This window comes from Paenibacillus sp. FSL R7-0333, assembly GCF_038000365.1.
Classification (GTDB): domain Bacteria; phylum Bacillota; class Bacilli; order Paenibacillales; family Paenibacillaceae; genus Paenibacillus_AQ; species Paenibacillus_AQ silagei.
This window is the reverse complement of record NZ_JBBOBZ010000001.1, coordinates 2576934-2595728: the sequence shown is the minus strand read 5'-3', so window position 1 is coordinate 2595728 and position 18795 is coordinate 2576934. Positions and strand designations below refer to the sequence as shown.

At 52.0% G+C, this 18795-nt stretch carries 13 protein-coding genes; 4 read left to right on the top strand and 9 right to left on the bottom strand.

Features of this window, described 5'->3' with window-relative positions:
- Positions 1-86: 86 nt before the first annotated feature.
- Positions 87-1478: an ABC transporter substrate-binding protein gene (locus tag MKY86_RS10570; RefSeq protein WP_076073650.1), complete on the bottom strand. Its 1392-nt coding sequence runs from the start codon at positions 1476-1478 to the stop codon at positions 87-89.
- 313 nt (positions 1479-1791) lie between these two features.
- On the opposite strand from MKY86_RS10570, the gene MKY86_RS10565 reads away from it, so the two are divergent.
- The 4 genes from MKY86_RS10565 to MKY86_RS10550 all read left to right on the top strand — a co-directional run bounded on the left by MKY86_RS10565 (position 1792) and on the right by MKY86_RS10550 (position 6924).
- Complete coding sequence (locus MKY86_RS10565) at positions 1792-2502, top strand: helix-turn-helix transcriptional regulator (RefSeq protein WP_051477979.1); 711 nt, start codon at positions 1792-1794, stop codon at positions 2500-2502.
- Between the two features lie 703 nt (positions 2503-3205).
- Positions 3206-4120, top strand: coding sequence for an ABC transporter permease subunit (locus MKY86_RS10560; RefSeq protein ID WP_036724924.1), 915 nt, complete (start codon positions 3206-3208; stop codon positions 4118-4120).
- Positions 4117-5082: a carbohydrate ABC transporter permease gene (locus MKY86_RS10555; RefSeq protein WP_083684293.1), complete on the top strand. Its 966-nt coding sequence runs from the start codon at positions 4117-4119 to the stop codon at positions 5080-5082. Before MKY86_RS10560 ends, MKY86_RS10555 begins: the two co-directional genes overlap by 4 nt.
- A gap of 45 nt (positions 5083-5127) precedes the next feature.
- Positions 5128-6924: a hypothetical protein gene (locus MKY86_RS10550; RefSeq protein ID WP_083684291.1), complete on the top strand. Its 1797-nt coding sequence runs from the start codon at positions 5128-5130 to the stop codon at positions 6922-6924.
- A gap of 430 nt (positions 6925-7354) precedes the next feature.
- Here the strand turns inward: MKY86_RS10550 and MKY86_RS10545 are convergent, their stop codons facing one another.
- From MKY86_RS10545 to MKY86_RS10510, 8 genes are all read right to left on the bottom strand, one after another.
- On the bottom strand, positions 7355-8131 hold the full coding sequence (locus tag MKY86_RS10545; RefSeq protein WP_076074817.1) for an alpha/beta hydrolase: 777 nt from the start codon (positions 8129-8131) through the stop codon (positions 7355-7357).
- A 163-nt stretch (positions 8132-8294) separates the two neighbouring features.
- Positions 8295-9194 (bottom strand): GNAT family N-acetyltransferase, encoded by a 900-nt coding sequence (locus tag MKY86_RS10540; RefSeq protein WP_076073647.1) that lies wholly within the window; start codon positions 9192-9194, stop codon positions 8295-8297.
- A gap of 271 nt (positions 9195-9465) precedes the next feature.
- Positions 9466-11490 carry a right-handed parallel beta-helix repeat-containing protein gene (locus MKY86_RS10535; protein ID WP_076073645.1) on the bottom strand — a complete coding sequence of 675 codons (2025 nt, stop codon included), beginning with the start codon at positions 11488-11490 and terminating at the stop codon, positions 9466-9468.
- A gap of 89 nt (positions 11491-11579) precedes the next feature.
- The gene (locus tag MKY86_RS10530) at positions 11580-12521 is read right to left on the bottom strand and encodes a carbohydrate ABC transporter permease (protein WP_076073642.1); all 942 of its coding nucleotides are present in this window, start codon (positions 12519-12521) and stop codon (positions 11580-11582) included.
- A 16-nt stretch (positions 12522-12537) separates the two neighbouring features.
- Positions 12538-13512, bottom strand: a complete 975-nt coding sequence (locus MKY86_RS10525; RefSeq protein ID WP_036693425.1) for an ABC transporter permease — start codon at positions 13510-13512, stop codon at positions 12538-12540.
- Positions 13513-13610: 98 nt separating this feature from the next.
- Positions 13611-15323 carry an ABC transporter substrate-binding protein gene (locus MKY86_RS10520; protein WP_076073639.1) on the bottom strand — a complete coding sequence of 571 codons (1713 nt, stop codon included), beginning with the start codon at positions 15321-15323 and terminating at the stop codon, positions 13611-13613.
- A gap of 102 nt (positions 15324-15425) precedes the next feature.
- Positions 15426-17168: a sensor histidine kinase gene (locus tag MKY86_RS10515; RefSeq protein ID WP_076073637.1), complete on the bottom strand. Its 1743-nt coding sequence runs from the start codon at positions 17166-17168 to the stop codon at positions 15426-15428.
- 19 nt (positions 17169-17187) lie between these two features.
- Complete coding sequence (locus tag MKY86_RS10510; RefSeq protein ID WP_143803488.1) at positions 17188-18789, bottom strand: response regulator; 1602 nt, start codon at positions 18787-18789, stop codon at positions 17188-17190.
- Positions 18790-18795 lie beyond the last annotated feature (6 nt).

The following is an 18795-nucleotide window of genomic DNA, read 5'->3' as shown; positions in this document are numbered from 1 at the left end:
TGTATATTTCAAGTTCCAGCTATATAATTGCTGCAAGAATGGGAACAACAGTCCGCGGGGGACTGTTGTTCCATGCGGATATCCGTTTATTTTTTGTAGACTGCGTCTACAGAAGCCTGAACCTTCGCCTTGTACTTCTGAATAACAGTAGATGCCGAGGTTCCCTTCTTCAGTTCGTCAATCATCTCGTAGTAAGGCATGGTTGAGAAGGTATTATGGTTCGTGAGCAGCATGCCGCCTTCGACCAGCTTGGCGTTGTTGATATCATCCTCGTTGTCATACGTGCTCTCCAGGGAAGCCTGCTTCGGATAATCGTAGATGGACTCGATATCGTTGATCTTCTCCCAGATATACAGCAGCTGATCCGGATTCTCGGCCTTCTTCGGGATGGTCAGGAACTGGACATTGGATTCCACACTGTGGTATTCGGTAGCATTAGGTCCTTTTGGAAAAGGAACAAAGCCGATATCATAATCCTTCATATCCGTCTTGAAGCCGTTCGCCTCATAATCTGCTCCTGCATACATCAGCGTGTTCCCCTGACGGAAGAACTGCGCCGGTTCCTGCCAGTCCCCGCCTTCTGTCGGCCGCGCTACCTTCTCGGCACCCAGCTTGGCGATGAACTTGAAGACCTCCAGCAGCTTGGGATCATCGAGATTCTGTTTATCGTCAACGGTCAGATCGGTCTCGTTGGAGGCCAGCGCCATTTCCAGGAACCCGCCGGAGGCCAAGCCCCAAACATCAAGTTTTCCGTTGTTATCTGTATCCTTGTTCGCTTCTTTGGCGACTTGGGTGAAGGTCTCCCAGTTCCAGTTATCCTCGTTCACATATTCCTGGAGCGGCTTCATGCCCAGCTTCTTCATCAGGGTGCGGTTATAGAATACTCCGCTGATCAGGTTGCCCGCATTCTCCGAGAAGCCATAGCCCCGGCCCTCATATTGCGAGAATTCTGTAGTCATACGCTGATTGAAGGCATTCTCATTCTTGGTGTACTCGTCAACCGGCCAGAACATATCCTGCTTCGTCAGCACCGGAATCATATAGCCCTTGCCCATTCTGACAATATCGCCAAGCGGTTCACCGGCGACCAGTGAAGCCACAACCTTCTTCTGGTATTCACCGAAGTCCAGCGCGACATATTCAACCTTGAAATTATGCTTGGCCATCAATTCCTTCAGATTCTTCGAGCGCTGGATATTATCAGGATTGTCCTCGGGAATCGTCATATCCCACCAGGACACGATCTTGATCGTTCTGCCGCCCATATCGAAATCCTTGTCCGGTGTAGCATTGCTCGGCTCTGCAGTCGGTGTAGCTTCTGCAGTGGCTTCAGCTGCCGGAGCCTCCGTAGCCGCAGCCGGCTGGGCTGACGCTCCCCCGCCGGCGTTTCCGCCGTTCCCTGCTCCGCCACCGCAAGCCGTCGTTGCAGCTAATAACAACATACTAATGAATACTGACATTACTTTTTTTGCCCGCATGATCTGTCCCCCCAAGTATGAATGACTTACCTCGAAAGTTTAGCGCTTACATTTTCAGGCAGCAACCCGTCTAATTTCAGGTGTTCACCTGTCAAATTATAGGTCCGGCCCGCAAGTCCTTATCCACCGGGCAACCGGATTTCGATCAGGTAAACAAATGGAGCCTGGTGCAAGAATTGCACATTGTAGCGCCCGGCTCTGTTGCACATAATGAATGAAGGAAGCTTAACTTCTCTCTGAAAGCGGGGTCTTCATGTTGTACAGAATCTTATGTGTAGAGCGAAACGCCCAAGTGCGGGAGATCGCTTCTTATATGGCAGGGAGCAGACTTAAGAATTTCATCATTCATGCGCATGCTGATTATTCATCCGATATTCTGCGGCTGATCCGCAGCGAGGGGATATCACTGGTTCTTCTAAATATCAGGGATGCCCATACGCCGGGCATGAGAGTCTGTGAGCAGATCAGGCAGGGAAGCTCCGTTCCGATTATTCTGCTCGGGGGCAGCGGAGATTTCGGGCTGGCGCGCCAAGCCTTACTCTATAATGTAAGCGATTACTTAACAGACCCGGTGGACCCGGCTGAGCTGGGCGGAAGTCTGGAGGCGGTTAGTCGGGTGCTGGCTCAGGCTGGCAGACCCGCTGCTGTAGAGCGGGATTATGCTCAGTTCACCATTCAAAAAGAGCCGTCCTCCCCGTGTCCGATCGTCAGTACGATCAAGCAATGCGTGGATGAGCAGCTCCATCATAATATTACACTCAAGCAGATCTCCGACACCCTGAACTTCAATTGCGCCTATCTCGGACAGAAATTCAAGCAGCAGGAGAAGATGTCCTTCAACGAATACCTTCTCCGCCAGCGGATGGAGAAGGCCAAGCTGCTGCTGGAAACGACCGACATGAAGATCTATGAGATTGCAGATGCTGTCGGGTATTCGGAAATCGACTGGTTCTACAAGAAATTCAGAGAATACACCGGAACCAGCGCCAATGAATACCGCAAGCAATGCTTCGTCATTGCCTGAGACAGAGGGGGTAGAGGGAGCGGCCTGTACGAAATCTGGAGCAAGGCTCTGAATAAGTACGCCCGCTGCCTGCCAGACTATCGAAGCGCTGCTCCCCGTCCATTTAATGAAATCAAGTGCATTAATACCCTTCATTCGGCTCATCCGCCCTCTTTTGATAAAATCAGGTGTATTAATACCCCTCATTCGGCTCATCCGCCCGCTTTTGATAAAATCAGGTGTATTAATACCCTTCATTCGGCTCATCCGCCCACTTTTGATGAAATCAGGTGTATTAATACCCTTCATTCGGCTCATCCGCCCTCTTTTTCCGAATTATGGTGCACTAATACCCCTCATCACTCTCTGGGTTTCCGTTTAGCCTCCCGTATTCCTTTCTTCCCACTCCTATAAAGTCCCGTTTTGTCTGCGCCCCTTGCTTCTCTTGCTTCTCTCGTTTCCCCTCCCATGCACTTTCCCTTCTCGTCCGCGTTTCCTTCACCTGACAATAGATCAATAATTGGTGAGGATCGGTCATTGTAGGAAGATAGACGATAACTTATTATAGTTTCATACATGAAAGCGTTATCAATTGCTCCGAAATTGCTTTTCACTGCTTTTATTATGAAGGGGGATGACAGCCAGACAAGTTACTCGGGATTGCTTGCCCCGGCTTAGCTTCAGGAAGCAATCATACAAAGAGAATATGATGAGGAGTGAAACAATGCGCAGCCAGAGCATGAGAAGCAATTCGTTCCGGAAATTCCTTTATATCTCTCCCTTTATGCTTTTACTCGCTGTCTTTGCGTACTATCCGCTCTATGGATGGGTATATGCATTTTTTGACTACACCCCGCCTATCCCGTTATCCCAATCTGAGTTCGTCGGCTTCAAATGGTTCCATTCCCTGGTCGAGAATCAGGTCAAGATTGACCAGTTAATGCAGGTCATCTGGAATACCTTCGGCATCAGCGGACTGGGCATCCTCTTCTCCTGGCTCCCGATGATCTTCGCCATCTTCCTGACCGAGATCAAGGCGGTACGTTTCCGCAAATTCATCCAGACGGTCACCACGCTGCCGAACTTTATCAGTTGGGTGCTTGTGTACTCCCTCGCCTTCTCCATGTTCTCCAGTGAGGGGATGGTCAACGGCTTCCTGCATATGACAGGGCTGACCGATTCACCTACAATGTTCCTGCAGAGCTCAGAGCATGTCTGGTGGACCATGTGGGCCTGGGCTACCTGGAAAACACTCGGCTGGTCCGCCATTCTGTACATCGCGGCCATCATGGGCATCGACGAATCGCTGTATGAAGCAGCTTATGTGGACGGGGCTACCCGGATGCAGGTGATCCGCCATGTCGTATTGCCAAGCATGATGCCAACCTACTTCGTCCTGCTGATGCTCCAGATTGCAAGCTTCCTGAATAACGGATTGGAGCAATATTTCGTCTTCCAGAATGCGTTTAACAAGGACACTATTCAGGTTCTTGATCTATATGTGTATAACCTCGCCATGGGCGGCGGCAGCTATTCCGTCTCCGTTGCGATCAGTATGCTGAAGAGTGTAATCAGCGTGGTGCTTCTCTTTTCGGTGAACGGGCTGTCCAAAATGCTGAGAGGAGAGGGCATTGTATGAGTGACAACCAGACCAGTCTTACGCCAAACACCCGGGAGATCGACATCACCAAAAAAACGGTCAAAATGCAGGTCAGCGCTACCGATAAAATCATCTCTACTATTATTTATATCCTGTTCTCACTGTTCGCCTTCATCTGCGTTTATCCGTTCTACTCGATCATTATCAACACGATCAGCGCGAACGACCTAAGCGCCAAGGGCGAAATTATTTTCTGGCCCAAGGGGATTCATTTCCAGAACTATGTCGATGTATTCAAAATCCCGGGTCTGGGCAATGCGTTCATGATCTCCCTCGGCAGAACAGTGATCGGTACACTGCTAACAGTCGGCGCTTCGGCCTTCCTCGGATTCATGTTTGCCCAGGAGGACATGTGGGGCAAGAAATTCTGGTACCGCTTCACCATCATCACGATGTTCTTCAACGCCGGGATTATCCCTTGGTATCTGACCATGAGATCGCTGCATCTGACGGACAACTTCCTGGCTTATATTCTTCCGTCCGTTGTTGCTCCTTTCTTCATTATCCTGGTCAAAACCTTCGTGGAGGCAACACCGAAGGAGCTTCAGCAGGCGGCCAGCATTGACGGTGCAGGAATCTTCACGATTTTCTACAAAGTCATTCTGCCGATCAGCAAGCCGATCCTTGCAACCGTTGCTATTTTCTCGGCAGTCAACCAGTGGAACTCCTTCCAAGATACGCTCCTGCTGGTGACGGACAGCAAGCTCTACAGCCTGCAGTTCATTCTGTATAACTACATCAACCAGGCGAGCTCCTTGTCCACCATGGTCAACCTGCAGAATGCCGGATCCACGGCGATGGCTACTCTGGCGACCAAGCAGACCTCTACCTCCATCCGCATGACTGTAACCATTATCGTAGTCGCACCGATCCTGCTGGTATATCCGATCTTCCAGAGATTTTTTGTCAAAGGAATTATAATTGGCGCCGTGAAAGGCTAACGGACCTGCGCCATTATGATACATTAATCATTCGGGGGGCTACACATGAAAACACACATTAAGCTGGGCAGAAAGTCCGCGCTGTTACTAGGGACGACCATTCTGCTGGTAACAACGGCGTTAAGTGGTTGCAGCGGTAATTCCAACAATGGAGGAACTGCTGCGGGGACGGCCGAACCCGGAACACCTACTGAGTCATCCGATCCGGGCACAAGCACAGGCATCGATCACAGCAAACCTCTAACCATTACGGTATTCGACAACGCAGCTAACTATCAAGGCGAGCAGACGGGATGGTACGGCAAGCTGCTGAAAGACAAATTCAATATCACGCTGAACATTCTGGCTCCGCAGGTAGCGGGCGACCAGCTGTACAAGACCCGCTCGGCATCCGGCGACCTCGGCGACCTCCTGATTATTGAGAACAGCCAGCTCGAGGAACTGATTCCGGCAGGCATGATTATGGATCTAACCGACATGATTAAGAACACGGAGCATCTGTCCCAATATGTAGACAATCACTTTAAGCCGTTCAATGTGGCCTTCGAGAAGCAGAATCCGGACGGTAAAATCTATGCTCTCCCGGCCTTCACCGCCGATACTTCGCCAACGACTTTCTCAGAAGAGCTGCCTTACTCCAGCCCGATTATGCCTTGGGATTATTACAAGGGAATCGGCGCGCCGAAGCTGAATAATCTGAACGACCTTATGACCGCTCTGAAGGATATGCAGGCTAAATATCCGAAGACTCCGGACGGTAAGCCGATTGTTCCGATCACCCTCTGGAAGGACTGGGATGGCGGAAGCATGGAGAATGTCCGCTGGCTCAGCAACTGGTATGGCTATGAGCAGCCGAACGGCACGACAACGATTCAATTGAATGCCAAAGGTGACATCGTGCCAATCGTGGACGACAACAGCATGTACAAGAAGATTCTGCAGTTCTATTATGACGCTAACAAAATGGGTCTCGTCGACCCGGATTCCCCTTCCCAGGACTGGAACAAGGTATCTGAGAAGCTGACCAACAAGCAGGTTCTGCTCCTGTGGTACTCCTGGCAGAGAGGGTTCTACAATACGATTGAACGCGGCAACCAGGGCGACGGCAACGTAGCCGTTCCGATCGGCGATACCCACCTGATCCAGAACAGTGATGCTTATTTCGGGAACGGCAGAGTGTTCGCTATCGGCTCCAAAGCGAAAGAACCGGAAAGAATCATGGAACTGATGGACTGGATGTCTTCACCGGAAGGCCTGCGTTACTACACCAACGGCTTCGAAGGCTTCAACTATGAGAAGACACCGGACGGCAAATTCAAGCTAACCGAAGTCGGCCAAACCGCATTCCAGGAAAACACCCCGGTCCCTGCTGAATACGGCGGCGGCGGTTACCAGGACGGCCAGAGCAAGGTCAACTCGATGATTATGAGTGATTTCGTGACCGACCCGGAAACCAAAGAGTTCTACAACAGCACCTACTGGGCTTCCACCATTGAAGCGAACAAGACTGCGCTGACTACAGATTGGCAGAAGACCTATGACGCCACTACTCCGACCGAGTACTATACGAAGAACAACATGATCGACATCGTGCCGAACATCAACACCAGTCTTGGCTCCGATTCTTCTGACGTCAAGAACAAACGCAGCCAGATTTCGGATTATGTCAAGAACACCTCCTGGAAAATGATCTTCGCCAAGGACCAGGCCGAATTCGACCAGCTCTGGACCAAGCTGAAGAGCGATGTCGAAGGACTCGGCTGGAATGATGTCTTCGCGGTAGACAAAGAACGAGCAGACAAAATCGTTAAAATGCGTGCCGATGCGATTGCTAATAAGTAAGCAAATGAGCGTTACTGCGTAAGCTGTAAAAGTAAAAGAAAAGGCAGCCTCGAAGCCATGGAAATGGCTTGGGGCTGCCTCTCTTGCGCTTAAGTATGTAGAGCAACTTCTCCGGCTAATGAAGCCCCTCGTCGGCAATCTGCCTACTCACATCCAGCTAACCTGGCCTCTTTGGCTAACAGCCTCCCCATATCCAACCAATCGCTCCCTCATCACCAACCTGCCTACTCCTATCCAGCCAATCAAGCCCACTCATCGAAAGCAGATGGAAAAAGGTATCTTAATTTAGCGGATTCCGGCGTTTACAGATAAGCAAGTGGAAAAACAGCATCTAAATTAGTTGGCGATCGGCGGACGTTGGGTGGGTGACTAATAGGCGATTGACGGTAAGCGGCATACGAGACGCCCATTTCGAACGCCCCCTAACCCTTTAGAAAATAAGCTGCGCGAACTGATACAAGCCGTTCTTCCAGACCGGCCAGTCATGGTCGCCCTGCTCTTCCACCCAGATATGCGGTACGTTGTGTTCCGAGAAGTACGCATGGGTGCGGTCGCTGACATACTTGAGACTATCGAGATCTCCGCAGGATAACCAGAGCAGGTTAAGCGCGTCCGCTACCTTCTGCGGGTCCGGTACCAGCAGCTCAGGCTCCTTCGTGTTGGGCGCCGGAGAGAACGCCCCCACCCAGGCGAAGCGGTCCAGGTTATTCAGACCCATGTTGAGCGATTGCCCTCCGCCCATGGACAACCCGGCCAGCGCGCGGTGCTCCCGGTCCGTCAGCACAGAATAATTCGCTTCAATATAAGGGATCAGATCGTTCAGCAGATCAGACTCAAAGGTTGCAAAGGCTTCCAACTTATCAGGCGCGAAGATATCGCCCTCCGCCCGGTCATTCAACATCGCCCGCCCGTTCGGCAATACAACAATCATGGGCTTCAGCTTGTGATCGGCATAAAGGTTGTCAAGAATAATCTGTGGCGTGCCGTGAGTGTACCATTCGTCTTCATCTCCGCCAATGCCGTGCAGCAGATACAAGACACTATATTTCTCTGTGCTAGAGTATCCAGGCGGCGTATAGACTCTGGCCTTCCGGGTGTTGCCCACTGTGGCAGAGGGGTATTCGATCATCGTGATCTCTCCACGTGTTATCCCTTCTCTTTCCTGATCATATCCCGCTGCTTGTGTTGTATACTTCTGATGGTTCATGTCCAATGCTGCTCATTCCTCTCTTGGATTATATGTATTCCTCTACACTTAGTTTATTCAATAAACTAAGTGTAGAATCCTGCTGAGGAACCTGTTGCAGAAAAAATATATGTAGGATAGAAGGTCTTCTGCTTTCTCCTACATTGGACAGTCCCGATTGTATTTAACCTTCGTATACATACGAATGCATCGGAGTAATCTCCACCGGCTGCAGGGATTGATATAGGGCATTAGCCTCAGCAGAAAAACCCGTAATATAAGCAGTTGTCACACCTTGCTCCTTCAGTCGCAAGAAGCAGGCAGTAACAACCGCCTTGCCGAATCCGCGTTGCCGGTAATCGGGGTGGGTCCCAATAGTCTCTATAACCGCAATCCCGTTATCCTGATCCACGAACCCGAAACAGAAGGCAATATGCCGGCCCTTATCATTAACCACAGAGAAATCAAGCTCCGCAAGATAGGACGGCAGAGTTTTTCTCCAATACTCTACCTTGACTGGGCCGGAATCAGATGGAGAGAAGATCTGTTCAATCAACTCGCCCTTCGATTCTTCGTCTGCCCCTTCCGCCATGCACCGGATGTAGAAGCCTTCTTCCAGGTTCAAAGTGTACTCAGTATGCACAAGATCGTATCTTCTTGTATTCCCGATATGGGAATCCTGCACAAAACCATGGTCTAATAATGCCTGAACCTCCAGACCGTAGGGATAGCAATCGGTGTTGAGCTTCTTTTTCTCCTTGCCCCATACATTCCGGGTCCATGCGACCATCTCGTCCGCCAGATGCGGGTAATCCGGATGAACAATTAAGCTGAAGAAACCGCCTCCAGATTCGGAAATGAACAGGCCTGTTATCTCACCTGCTTCATTCTTCCATAGGTGTGCATTATTCTCCATGAAATTAGGGTCTGCGCTTTTGGGCGCTTCGTACCGGTTCCAGAACTCGAATCTGACAAATTCCCAGGTCTGAAGTTTACCCGTCAAAGTTACCATTTTTCTCAAAAAGGCATGAACGTTGTTGAAGTTCTCCTCGGTGTCTATGTACTTTTCATTGAATGCCTTCATCTCCTCATCTCCATTCGACTCTCATCATTTCATTCTTCTTCCATTATATGTAGGCCCACTTCCCCTTCATAGGCAGAGATCGGCTATAACCATCTGTACTATTGTACTTAGCATGGGGCGCAGGATAACCTTCGCGCCAGCACATCTGAGGGATTTCTCTCTTACCGACCATTCGTATTGTCCAGCATTGTTGCACTTCTTGCAGGATTTTTTATATTTACTGCATCACACAAAAGCCTGTCCTCACGGACAGGCTTTCAACTATTCTAACTTACAGCACAATCTTCACCGGACTATTATCGGATAATTCAAACGGTCCAGGTGTCACATTCGAGTCCGGGCGCTGCTTACCGAAGAAGTCGCGGTCGAACCGGTACGCCGAGCCGTCCGGCTCCTCATAACGCATCTCGGCGTGATAGCTTCGGCCCAGCAGATTCGTGGTGACCACGGTCGGCGCGGCAGCACGCAGCAGCTCAGGGTTCACAATATGCACCTGCACCTTGCCGGAAGCCGGATCAACCTCGATCTCAAGACCCTTGTCGGCATAGACCTTCGCGTTCGGCTCATGCGCACCCGGCACCGCATCTTTCAGATACAGATTACCTTGAATGGCTACAGGAAGGGCCATCTGTTCAGGATGGAACGGCTTGCCGGAATCGATCAGCGCCTTGATCTCTTCCTTGGTCAATTCCCACCACTGCTTATGCAGCGCATTCGGGTGCTCATCGTAGCCGCCTAATCCGACAGGATGCAGATAACAGCGGGAATTATCCGGGATACCGTCCATCACCCGCTCACCGTTATCGTTAAGCTGCTCTCTCGGGGCAAGCGGCAGATGCTCGAAGAAGGTCATCGGCACTACCTCATTATCTGTATCCTCATCACGCAGGAAGATATTGTTATAATAGCGGTCATCCCCGCCCGCGATATTGCTGTACCCGGCAACCGCTGTCTCATGCGGCATATGGTACGGTGTATATCGGGTAAGCTCGGGACGCACCACGAACCTGCCGGCGAACAGGTTATGGACGAACGCGCCGCCCTGGGCCATATTGCGGAAGTTCATCGGCGACAGGAACAGGTTGTGATCCACCATATAAGGACCGTGGCACACCTCCATGAAGAAATCCTCGGACAGGTTGTCGTGGAACACATTCCGGCTGATCCGGGTGCCCTGTGCCTGCCAGTCCAGCCATAACGCCCGGTAGGAGCTGTAAATGACATTTTCGCAAATCTGGGTATCCAGTGAAGCATGGAGCTTGATTCCGCCTACCTCTGCCCCGTGAAAAATCCGTTTATGATGAATATTATAAATGCGATTCTGTTCAATCCGGCTAAAAGCAGCCCCTAAATGCCCCACGACTCCAGCCTGTTCACAGTCATGAATCACGTTATTGCGGACGATATGGCTTCCAATGTTGTCCTTATGCCAATCCTGGCGGAGTGCGCGGAAAATAACCTCCTGCTCCCGCTGCGTCCCGCCCTTCATCCGGCCTTTCGACCACTCGTTATGCCCGGTTGAGATTTCTTTACCCAGGCTCACCCCTGTGCATTTGGACTCGCAGATGTGGTTGTCTTCAATGATCCAGCCTTTGCTCCAGTGAGGTCCGATCAGCCCTTCCTGTAGCGCGGTGGGCGGAGCCCACTGCGGAGCCGCCTGGCGGAGCGTGAAGCCTCTGACCGTAATGTAGCCCCGTCCGGTCTGCTCCGGCCAGAAGCAATAAGGTCGAACGCTGATCTCCACATTCTCCCGGCGCGGGTCCTTGCCCCCGAAGCTCGCCCAGATCTTAGTGGCGGCCGAGCCTGCTTCCGCATACCACTGCAGCAGAGAGTCCGCTGCGTACTTGGCCTGCGGCCATACCTGAGGATCGCGCAGCTTGGTAACGCTATCACATTCATACAGCGATTTGCCGTCCAGATAGACCTCCCCCAGATGCGGCTCGAACGCCCCTTCGAACAGCCAGTCGCCATACAATTTCTCCGCAAAAGGATTGCGCACAGCAAACAGGCTGTTCGGCACCACTGTACTCCAGACACCATCTCCTTCGTCCTGCCAATCCGCAACAGGTTCAGCCCCTGTGATGACGACTTCCCCGTCCCCGGCAGCCTGATAGACAATCCGCTGTTCCTCTGTTCCTCCGTTAGCCGGGCTCACCCATTCCCTGTATGTACCCGCATGAACAGTAACTGTATCCCCGGGCTCCGCCAGCGCCGCAGCGCGGGAGATGGAGCGGAAAGGCTGTTCCGCCGTGCCTGGAGCCTGATCGCTCCCTTGCAATGCAACATGATATTCCATATGAGCATCCTCCTCTTTCTTGTATGTCATATGGACATTTTAAATGAATATTCTGTATATTGCTATAACCATGTATACAATTAGACAACCTAACCTTTGACCCCGCCGACCATCATGCCTTTGACAAAATACTTCTGCAGGAACGGATAGACCATAATAATCGGCACGGAAGCTACTATCGTCATGGTTGCCCGTACGGACATTGGCGTGACCGTATTCTGCTGGCCTCCGGTAGCCCCCTGGATCATCCCGTCCAGCGATGAGGTGCCGGTGGTGGTGTTGGAGTTCTGCAGAATCTTCTGCAGCTCATATTGCAAGGTACTCAGCTTCTCATCCGAGGAATTGTAGAGGAACACATCGAACCACGAGTTCCACTGGAACACTCCCGAGAACAGCGCCACCGTGGCAAGGACAGGCACTGTTAGCGGCAGAATGAGGCTGAAGAAGGTCCGGTAATCCCCCGCCCCGTCAATCTTCGCCGATTCAATAATGCTCTCCGGCAGATTTTCAATGAAGGAACGGATAATAATCAGGTTGAACACCCCGATGATTCCCGGGAGAATGTAGACCCAGAAGCTGCCGACCAGTCCCATATCCCGGATCAGCAGGTAATTGGGAATCAGGCCGCCGTTGAAGTACATCGTCATGATAAAAGCTACGGTGATGAATTTGCGCAGCACATAATCCTGTCTGCTAAGCGTGTAGGCCAGCATGGCCGAGCAGAAGACAGTGACTACCGTTCCGATCACGGTGCGCAGCACCGAGATGAAGGTCGCATGAAAAATCGTGGCCTCTCTCAGAATATAATTGTAATTCGCCAGCGTCCATTCTCTGGGAAGAAGGTAGATCCCGCCTTTAATAGAATCTTGCGCATTGTTAAGCGACACGGCAAGGACATTCACGAACGGATACAGGGTAACAATCATTAGTGCGATCATGAAGCAGTAGTTGCAAATGACAAACAAGCGGTCGCCGGTGGAAGAGCTTATCGGGGGCTTGCGTTTTTTCTTATGGACAGCTGCGGTTTCCATGCCTGCGCCTCCTTTATTAATACAGCCTGGCTTCGCCCATGCGCTTCGCGGCATTATTCGCCATGAACAGCAGGATGAAGCTGACGACCGTCTTGAACATTCCCGCTGCGATGGACAGGGAGAAATTACTCTGGGCAATTCCGTATTTCAGTACGAATATATCAATGTTCTCGGAATAGTCCACATTCATGCCGTTGCCCAGCAGGTACTGCGGCTCGAATCCCGATTCCAGCAGATAGCCGATATTCATAATGAGCAGGACAATTACAACAGACTTGATGCCCGGAAGCGTGACATAGATCATTTTCTTGAACCGGTTCGCGCCGTCGATCTCCGCTGCTTCATACTGCGTGGGATCAATCGTCGTCATAGCGGCCAGGTAGACGATGGTGTTCCAGCCGATATCCTTCCAGACGGAGCTGGCTCCGAAGATGGTCCAGAAGTATTCCGGGATACCCAGGAACAGGATTTCATTGCCGCGGTCCAGGAAGCCCAGACCCACCAGCAGCTGGTTAATCGTACCATCCGGGGACAGCGTCGTCTGAATGATGCTCGCCGCCACGACCCAGGAGATAAAATGCGGCAAATAACTGACAGTCTGCACTACACGCTTGAAGGCAATATTGCGTATTTCATTAAGCAGCAACGCAAGGGTGATCGCGGTGACGAAGCCGAAGAACAGGTTAATCGAGCTCATCGCCAGCGTATTGCGGAGCACCCGGAGGAAGCGGTCATCCCCGAACAGAAATTTGAAATGCTCGAAGCCAATCCAGGTCTGCTCCATGAACTTCCTGGCCGGCTTATAATCCTGGAAGGCAATGCTCCAGCCCCACAGCGGCAAGTATTTGAATACAAATAGCCAGATTAGAAAAGGGACTGACATCACTGCCAAGGCCCGCTGCTGGCCCAGCTTTTTGAAGAACAGCCTCATCCGGCCCGGCTCCTTATCCGCCGCTGGCCGGGATAACGCGGGTACCGTATTTTTATCCATCCGTATCTCTCTCCTTCAGCGCACCGGGGTGTCTAAGCGGCAAGCAGGAAAGACCAGCATCTCGGTACAGCCCTGGTCTTTCCCGCCGATTCCGGCGGCTATTGGTTCGCCAGTTCGACCTTCGCTTTGACTTGCTCAGTGGTCCATTTCTCATAACCCGCAGTATCGAGCTTGCCGAATTCCTTCATGTATTCCTCCCAGACTGCTTCGAACTTATCGGGAGTCGTCAGCACCAGCTTAGGGAAATATTTCTTCGTCATTTCATCCTTGCTGGCTTCCCAGAGCTGTTCCGGGGAATTCTGCTCCTTCGCGAAGCCCCACGCCGGGAAGTATGGACGCGGAACCGGTTCAGCGAACAGCTGGCTATAGGTCTGTACGCCGTATTTCTCTAAGATCGCCTTATCCTCGTCGGTCAGCGTCATCTGGAAGACCTCCGGCTGGCTGGCAACATTCTTGGCATTCCCGTCAGCCAGGGTAGAGGTGGTGTTGTACATCGGCCAGTTCCAGCTGAAGTACTTGAAGCCGAAGCTCTCTCTGAACGGCTCGTCAATCTTGTCGATCTGCTCCTGCGTACGGTAGTAGCGGCCCTTCTCATTCACTTCATACGTCTCGCCTTTGATGCCCCAGGACATCAGGGTCTGGTTCTCTTCGGTCAGCATGTTGTCGAAGAACTGGATGATGCGGACCGGGTCTTTGGCACTGACGGTAATCCCGATTCCGCGATTCGTTACCAGGCCCCCAGGCGGATCAAGATAGGCATCAGGGGTGCCCTCCTCGAAGGTTACCGGCAGCGGGAAATACTTGAAGCCGTCCAGAGAAGGGTCTTTACGGGCGGCATCCTTCAGCACATTCAGCGCATTATCCACCTGCCAGCGGTAGTCGAAGAAGCCGAGCACCTTGTGGGACGTCAATTTTGCAATATACTGGTCATAGTTATCTACGAAGGAGGCCTTGTCGAACAGACCAGCAGCATTAAGGTCATTCAGCGCCTTCAGCCATTTCTTGGTGGACTCGGCACCGGCATAGGTCTTGGCTTCCCAGGTGTTGGTATCCACTGTAACGTTACCGTCATTCGGATAGCCCATCAGATGCATCGGCGGGTTGGAGGTGGCGAAGAATCTCCAGTCATGCGTAAGGGAGACCATGCCCGTCAGATTCTCATCCTTGTGCTTGTCGCGGTAATTCTTAATCAGCTCTATATATTGATCCAGCGTCTTGATCTTCGGATAACCCGCTTCCTCCAGCACACGGCGCTGAACCCAGAACCCCGCACCGGCTTCCGGCTCAGGAATGAAATCGTTCACCTGGGCGGCAATCGGCAGGAAATAGATTTTACCGTCCTTGGAGCGCATCTGATTCAGCGACTTGCCATACACACGCTGGATATTCGGCCCGTACTTCTCAATCAGCTCGTCAAGCGGGATGAATGCGCCGGCATTCAGCACTTCCTCTATAGCGGCATCGGGAATCAGCACATCCGGGTAATCGTTGGCGGCAATCATGGTTCCGATCTTGGTATTGAGGTCGCCCACCACGAATTCCAGCTTGAAATTGACACCGGTCTGATCCTCCAGCAGCTTGCCGATGGTCGTCTCATTGGTATTTCCGTCCTTCGAGCCGGCCACCCCGTTGAAGATTTTGAACGTTACCTTATCCTGCTTGGGTTCGGTCTCTGTGGTAGCGGCAGCGCTTGTCGGCTCCGTCGTCCCCGTATTCTTCTTGGCATTATTAGGCCCCGAGCAAGCCGTCACCACGGATAATGAGACGACTGCCGTCAGAGCGAGAAGCCATATTCTCTTGCTTTTACCCATTGCCTGTACTCCCCCTTGTATATTCATGGTTTAGTGCTTCTTTAGTATAAAAGCGTTTACATTTCTCCGTTACCCGTGAAATTATGGCTTCTCCTTTGAAAACTATGGATGAACTGGAATTCTCAGCTCAATCCGTGTCCCTTCACCCGGTCTGCTGTCCACCTGGAAGATTGCGCGCCTGCCATACAGCATGGTTACTCTGTAGATTACATTCTGTATTCCGATACGCTCGCCGATAATCCCTTCCATGTCGAGGTATCCGTACAGAGTGTCAACCTGCTCACTGCTCATGCCAATCCCGTTGTCCGCCACTTGGAAGACCACCTTATCCCCCTCCACGCTGATGCGGATCTTAATGCTTCCGCCTTTTTTGAGCGGCTCGATGCCATGAATACTGGCGTTCTCCACGAAGGGCAGGAACACCATTTTGGGGACAACGCAGGCGTAGGCCTCAGGCTGCACCTCGATATGATAGCTCAGCTTATCCTCGAACCGGTATTTCTGGATATCCAGAAAACAGAGAATGAAGCCCAGCTCCTCCTCCACGCTTACCCACTCCTTATTCCAGGTCAGCGAGCTGCGCAGGATCATCGCCATGCTCTGGATGATTTTGGCCGTCTCGTTCTCCTGCTTCAGCAGGCTCCGCATCCGAATCGTCTCCAGCGCATTGAACAGGAAGTGCGGGTTAATCTGGCTCTGCAGAGCATTAAGCTGCGCCTTCCGCCGCTCCAGCTCCAGCGACTTCTTCTGAATCTCTGTAAGATACACATCGTTAATCAGAGCCTTAATCTGCATAATCATACTGTTGAACTCCAGGGTCAGCTGACCGATCTCATCGCGCGATTCTCCGTGCATGATCATCTGGAACTGCTGCGTCTTCACCTTTTTCATATGCTTCAGGATCTCAATAATCCGGAGGTTGATCGAACGGGTAATAATCAGAATAATAACGGTGGGGACAATCATCATCAGGCAGGCTGACCAGAGGATGAAATAGCGGGATTTCAGCACCTCCTTGATGATCTCCTTCTCATTCACTGTGCCGACAATCCGCCAGCCAGACAGATAGCTGATACTGCCGTATTCCTTCTCGAAATCAATAAGTTGCTCCTGCTTCAGGGAGGCATACAGCTGCCGGTCCTTCCCCTGCCAGTCTATGGCCCGGTTAGTCGTATATTCAATCCGCCCCTCCGGCCCCAGCAGATACACATCCCCCTGCACGTTCAGATTGGCGAAGACCTCCATCAGATCAATCGTCTTAAAATCAATCTTCACCAGCTTCTCCTTGTCCATCCGGTCCGCGAAGTAATCCATCCGCCTTAGCACGGAGAAGGACTGAAAGCGGCCGTCTGCTTCATTAACCCGCACAAATATCGGCTGGGAGGAGGCTTCCTGCATCCACTCCTTATACCAGACACTCTCACGGACCTCCCCGGCCAGGATCCCGATATTCCCAGAATTCAGCAGCGTGGGGTTATCCACATAGATGGTCTTGTTTTGCAGCGAGGAAGAGAACGGGGAATAGTTGTTCAGGGTGGACCTGAGATAGAGGTCGTAAGCCTCGACATAGTCTTCGGTCTGTGTGAAGTTACGGTCCAGCACCTCATTGGTCTTGTAATCCGCATAGAAAAAAGAGGACAAGCCCACGGCCTGATCCACCATCAGCCGGAACTCATTCTTAATCTGTTCCACCGCCAGATCGATGTCCTTGATCCGCTGCGCCTTCACATTTCCGGTAATCGTGTTGTAGAAGATCACATTCGTGAGAATAATCGGAGCGATGACCCCGAGAAAATAGACGAGGAACATTTTATTCCTGAGCCGGATATTATTCAGCAGCTTCATGCAGCGCCCCCTCCTGGCATTAACGGTTGCCCGTCCGGTTTCTATATTCTGTAGGCGTTCTCTGCTCCAGCTTCTCGAACTGGGTGACGAAATAATCGGCATTCTTGAATCCGACCTGCTCGGCGATTTCATAGATCCGCAGATCGGTCTGCCGCAGCAGCTTCTTGGCCTCGGTGATACGCAGCTGGAGCAGATAGTCATTGAAGTACATGCCGTAATTCTTCTTGAACACCTGGCCAAGATAGGCTGAGTTCATATAGAACTGGCCTGCGATCTGCTTGAGGTTCAGGTTCTCATGGAAGTTCCGGTCCACATAGCACTTGATCCGGTACAGCCCGCTGCTGCCGTAGCTCTGGTACAGCTCTTGAATCCGCTCCGCCGCTTCCAGCGCAAAGGCTTCGAACAAGGACCTCAGCTCCGCAAGGGTGATGTTATGATCCGGCCAGTTCATCATCGGGACAAGGCTCGCCAGCTGCTTCTCATCCCCCTCCATGCTCCGTATAGTATGCAGCACACTATGGACGCATTGAATGGCTACGGCCTTCATCGCTTCCCGGGAGACCAGCTTCTCCTGAAATTCTGCGAACAGCTTACCGATCCCGCCCATGATCTCCGTGTGCTGATTCTCCTCAATCGCTTCAATCAGCGCCTGAAACACCCTACTACTGGCATGGATGTAGTTCAGGGACAGACCGGCAATATCAGAGGACAGCAGAATCGGCTGGGCAGGCCGGACATATTTGTACTCCACCGTCTCCTTGGCCGAGGTATACGAATGCTTCAGCTCCTGAAGTGTGCTTACCGGCCTGCCCGCATACGCCTGAACCTGCAGGGGATAACGCTCGTAGAGCTTGCTTAGACAATCCGCCACGAAGCTGCGCAGCTCCCCTTCATGGTTCGCCAGATAATGTTCCGGCACAATGAAGCCGAAGAACCTCCGGTGCTCATAGATAATAGGCGTCTCTGCTGTGAACTGCTGCACCGCCTGCCGGATCGCATCCTTCAGCTCCGCCTTCCCGGGCATGGACTGCCCGCTCCAGGGGAACACATTGTTCACCTCCAGCAACACATAGGTGAACTGGCGGGACCCCGCCTCTATCCACTGCTGCTCCCAGGCGTCAAGCACTTCATCCGCCGCTTCCCCCCGGATCAGCGCCTCCACCCGCTTCACTCCCTCATGAATGCTCAGCCGGTCCTGGAGCTGCTTGCGCGCAGTGAATAAATCGCGGAACTTATGAAGCGCTTTCACAATTTCGTGCTCATTAATCGGCTTCAGCACATAGTCCAGCACGCCATACCGGACAGCCTGCTGGGCATACCGGAAATCGTTATATCCGCTGATAATGATAAATTCCGTTCCAAGCTGCTCCTCGGTCACCGCCTCAATCAGCCCGATGCCATCCAGGACCGGCATGCGGATATCGGTGATTACGAGCTGCGGCCGCTTGGCCCGGATCAGCTCCAGCGCATCTTCCCCGTTGTCCGCCTCATCCACTATCCGGAATCCGCTGCCCTCCCAGTCAATCATTCCGATCAGGCCCTTGCGGACAAACAGCTCATCATCGACAATAATGATCCCGTACACTTCAGCATCCACTCCTCCGGTAAGATCGTGAAACAAAGGGAA

Coding starts and splice junctions, on each gene's coding strand:
- MKY86_RS10555 (WP_083684293.1), top strand. CDS start 4,117: ATGAGTGACAACCAGACCAGTCTTACGCCAAACACCCGGGAGATCGAC.
- MKY86_RS10535 (WP_076073645.1), bottom strand. CDS start 11,490: ATGGAATATCATGTTGCATTGCAAGGGAGCGATCAGGCTCCAGGCACG.
- MKY86_RS10565 (WP_051477979.1), top strand. CDS start 1,792: ATGGCAGGGAGCAGACTTAAGAATTTCATCATTCATGCGCATGCTGAT.
- MKY86_RS10530 (WP_076073642.1), bottom strand. CDS start 12,521: ATGGAAACCGCAGCTGTCCATAAGAAAAAACGCAAGCCCCCGATAAGC.
- MKY86_RS10570 (WP_076073650.1), bottom strand. CDS start 1,478: ATGCGGGCAAAAAAAGTAATGTCAGTATTCATTAGTATGTTGTTATTA.
- MKY86_RS10560 (WP_036724924.1), top strand. CDS start 3,206: ATGCGCAGCCAGAGCATGAGAAGCAATTCGTTCCGGAAATTCCTTTAT.
- MKY86_RS10515 (WP_076073637.1), bottom strand. CDS start 17,168: ATGAAGCTGCTGAATAATATCCGGCTCAGGAATAAAATGTTCCTCGTC.
- MKY86_RS10525 (WP_036693425.1), bottom strand. CDS start 13,512: ATGGATAAAAATACGGTACCCGCGTTATCCCGGCCAGCGGCGGATAAG.
- MKY86_RS10540 (WP_076073647.1), bottom strand. CDS start 9,194: ATGAAGGCATTCAATGAAAAGTACATAGACACCGAGGAGAACTTCAAC.
- MKY86_RS10545 (WP_076074817.1), bottom strand. CDS start 8,131: ATGAACCATCAGAAGTATACAACACAAGCAGCGGGATATGATCAGGAA.
- MKY86_RS10550 (WP_083684291.1), top strand. CDS start 5,128: ATGAAAACACACATTAAGCTGGGCAGAAAGTCCGCGCTGTTACTAGGG.
- MKY86_RS10520 (WP_076073639.1), bottom strand. CDS start 15,323: ATGGGTAAAAGCAAGAGAATATGGCTTCTCGCTCTGACGGCAGTCGTC.